We start from the raw sequence: 3,582 nt of genomic DNA on the forward strand, positions 1-3,582 counted from the left end.
CCCAGCACTTCGAGCACGCCGAGCCCCGCGGTCGCGTAGATCAGCGCCCAGGCCGCTCCGCCCATGAACAGGGCGGGGAGGTAGCGCTGCAACGGCATGCGCATGCTGCCCGCGAGGAAGTTGGCGGCGGTCTGGAAACCGACGGTCAGGAAGGAGACGGCCACCACCGGCGCACCCCACCGCTGGATCGCCCGCTCGGCACGCTGGAACTTGGCCGAGGAGATCCGACCGGCGAACCTGCTGCGCCGGGCACCAGCGCCGGCGAGCCACCCGACGGCGAACGTCCCTCCGGCTCGGAGCAGGACGATGACGTACAGGGCTCCGGCCGTGAGCGCGATCTCATCCACGACGCCTCGCCCCGGGCTCCGGGCTGGAACCCGGGACGCCCCTCACCCGCATGGGTATCCCGCCCCAGTGGGCGCGAGCCCGGTCACCGTCTCTCACCTGCGCCCGCCTCTGCCCGTTCCGTCCCATGGGTTGCCACCTGCGGCCCGGGACCAAAATCTGCAGGCCCGGCAAGGTCAGCCTAACCTAATGCGCATACGAGGCTACCGGTCACCGAGCGACCCGAAGATCGGCGGCCGGTAACCGAGACGGCTGCACGTCATTGCAGGCCGGTTCGGGCCGCTCTGGGCTGAGTCCCTCGCGATGGCTGCGGCCAGTCTCGCGGTGGCCACGCCAGCGAGCGCGGACAGCGTCTGGACCGGTCAGGACTTAGCGCACGTTCGCCTTCTGTTCGGTGATGGACCGTTCAGAACGTGCGCAGGGGATCGATCACGGCACCGGGGTTGAGGATGCCCGCCGGGTCGAGCGTCGCCTTGCCGGCTTGGAGGGTGGCGGCGAACAGGTCGGGGCGCTGCTGGTCGTACCACGGCCGGTGGTCGCGGCCCACGGCGTGGTGGTGCGTGATGGTGGCTCCGGAGGCGATCAGTGCGTCGGAGACCGCTGCCTTGATCTCGTCCCACTGCTCCACCGTCCTGCCCCAGGCTCCGGTGGCGTAGATCCCGAAGTACGGTGCCGGGCCGTCGGGGTAGACGTGGGTGAACCGGCAGGTCACCACGCCGGTGGCGTCGACCTGGCGCATGGCGTCCTGGGCCGCGTCGTCGACGGCTGCACGGAGGCTGTCGAATCGGTCCCATGTGCACGCGGTCTCGAACGTCTCCACGATCATGCCCTGAGCCGCGAGCGCGTCGCGCTGATAGGGCATCCGTACGAACGAGGAGCGCCAGGTGTCGGCGGCTCCGCTGTGTGCGGACAGGTCGGCATCGTCGGTGTCGGTGTAGCGCGGCGGCTCGGACAGGGTGCCGCCGTGATCACGGCACAGTTCCAGGGCGCGTTCCATCCAGGCGGTGACAGGGTGATCGGCGGATTCGAAGCCGAGTACCAGGACGGCCGTCGGGGAACCGGCGTTGATGAACGCCTCCACGGGGTCCAGGAGGCGGCAGTTGGAGGGATGCAGGCCCGACTGGGACAGGGCGCGAACCGCGTTCACGCCCGCGTCGTACTCGGCGAATGCCACCGACGCCCCTGCCCGCCACCGCGGGCGGTCCTGGAGCCGGACCCATGCCTCGGTGATGACGCCGAGGGACCCCTCGGAACCGAGGAACAGTCGGTCGGGGGACGGGCCCGCGCCTGAGGCGGGAAGCCGGCGGGACTGGACGACGCCGGCTGGGGTGACGACCCGGAGTGACTCGGTGAGGTCGTCGATGTGGGTGAGGACCGTCGCGAAGTGGCCCCCGGCACGGGTCGCCAGCCAGCCGCCGAGGGTGGAGAACTCGAAGGACTGGGGAAAGAACCGGAGCGTGTAGCCCTGCGGCCTGAGCTGGTCCTCCAGGTGCGGGCCGAGCACCCCGGCCTGGACGAGCGCGGCCCGGCTGGTGCGGTCGACGTCGAGGACCCGGTCCATCGACGTGAGGTCCAGACTGACCGCCCCCGCGTACTCGGCGCCGACGCGAGGCTCGACGCCTCCCACCACTGAGGAGCCGCCCCCGAAGGGAACGGCCGCGATGCCTGCTTCGCTGCACCAGTCCAGCACCTGGATGACCTCCGCCTCCGAGGTCGGGCGTACGACGAGGTCGGGGACGTGCGGCAGCTTCCCCAACAGCGCCCGGACCACGTCGCGGAACGCCTGCCCGTGGCTGTGCGCCAGCCGGTCGCGTACGTCCTCGGAGACGATCGACGCCAGAGCGGGCGGTGCCTGGACCCTGCTGGCGCCCACGCCGAACGACTCGATCGGCGGAGCCGCGTGCGCGGTCAGGTCCGCCCCCGGCAGCAACTCCGAGACCCTTCGGGTCAGCGCATCGCGCTCCGGGCCGACCACTGCATCCTCGACGTTGCCCCATCCCCACCACGAACGCGTCTTGCCTCGCACCGTCCGACACCACCGATCTGAACGCTGGGTAAGTTACCGGGCGGTCAGATTGGCATAGGATGCACTCATGAGCAAGCAGGAAAAGAGCACGCGAGGTGTGGGCACCAAGGGGATGCCCCGCAAGGACCGCGAACTGCTGATCCTGGACGCGGCGGCGGAGGAGTTCGGCACCAAGGGCTACGCGCGCGGGTCGACCGCGGTCGTGGCGGCGCGGGCAGGGATCAGCAAGCCCATGATCTATGAGTACTTCGGCTCCAAGGACGGCCTCTACCTGGCCTGCCTGGACCGCGCGGGCTCCCGCCTCGTCGCAGCGGTCGAATCGGCGCAGGACGGATCACCTGACATCACGCGTGCCGCACGCACCATGGAGGCGATCTTCCGCGCGCTCGAATCGCGCCTGCACGACTGGGAACTCGTCTACGACACCACCGTGGCGGCCGACAGCGCCCTCCACGCCGCGGCCGCCGAGTACCGGCGGGAACTCAACCGCATGGGAGCCGTCGGCGTGGCCGACGTCCTCGGCGCCTCACAAGCCCCCGAACCGCTCGACGCCGACCTCGTCACGCACCTTTGGTACGGGACGGTGAGCTCCGCGGTCGGCTGGTGGCGGCACCATCCCGAGCAGACGGCCGACGAGATGACCTCACGATTCCAGCGGGTCTTCGCGGCCCTCTTCGCGAACGACCGATCGAACATCGAGGGCGGTGTCCAACTGGGGCAGGGACAGCGGGGATAGCAGGGATAGGGCCGGCGCTGCTAGGGGGTGTCTTCAAATTTCGTACCCGCCTCGGGGGTGCGACGGTGACGGCGGCTTGGTGGGACGATGCCCCACCGTTGTGGGTGTCCTTAGAGTGGGGCCCGACATCGGCGCTGAATGGGTAGGGGTCATGGACGTGTTCGATGAGCGGGACGACGCTGCGCTCACGGATCTGTGCGGTGCTATGACCACCGCCCAGCGCCGCCACGCGGCCACGCTGGCGCTCTGGAGGCTGCGTGCGCCGCTGCTGATGCTCAGGCTCGAGCCCGCGTGGGGCCTTCACCGCACGGTTGTGGAGCGCGTATTCCGCGCCATGATCCTTCCCCCGGGCGAGGAGGAGTCTCACCGCGCCTACACGCAGGCGGTTGCGGAAATGGTCAGCACACCGTTCTTCACCGACCCGGAGGAAGGTGAACTGGACAGCATCATCGCGGAGGTCCAGGTGGAGGCCATC

Annotated in this window: 3 protein-coding genes and 1 pseudogene; 2 read left to right on the top strand and 2 right to left on the bottom strand. The window is 69.9% G+C overall.

Annotated elements, in window-relative coordinates:
- Together VIU94_RS07995 and VIU94_RS08000 are read right to left on the bottom strand one after the other, a co-directional pair.
- On the bottom strand, positions 1-347 hold a 347-nt coding region (locus tag VIU94_RS07995), incomplete at its 3' end, for a DedA family protein (protein WP_331909049.1).
- Positions 348-751: 404 nt separating this feature from the next.
- Entirely contained in the window at positions 752-2,371 is a 1,620-nt protein-coding gene (locus VIU94_RS08000) for an FAD-binding oxidoreductase (protein WP_331909051.1), read from the bottom strand.
- A gap of 67 nt (positions 2,372-2,438) precedes the next feature.
- Between VIU94_RS08000 and VIU94_RS08005 the strand changes: the two genes are divergently transcribed.
- A complete protein-coding gene (locus VIU94_RS08005) occupies positions 2,439-3,107 on the top strand; it encodes a TetR/AcrR family transcriptional regulator (RefSeq protein ID WP_331909053.1) in 669 nt (222 codons plus the stop codon).
- Positions 3,108-3,258: 151 nt separating this feature from the next.
- Positions 3,259-3,582: pseudogene (locus VIU94_RS08010) on the top strand (hypothetical protein); the annotation flags it as partial.

The organism is Streptomyces sp. (assembly GCF_036566765.1).
GTDB lineage: Bacteria > Actinomycetota > Actinomycetes > Streptomycetales > Streptomycetaceae > Streptomyces.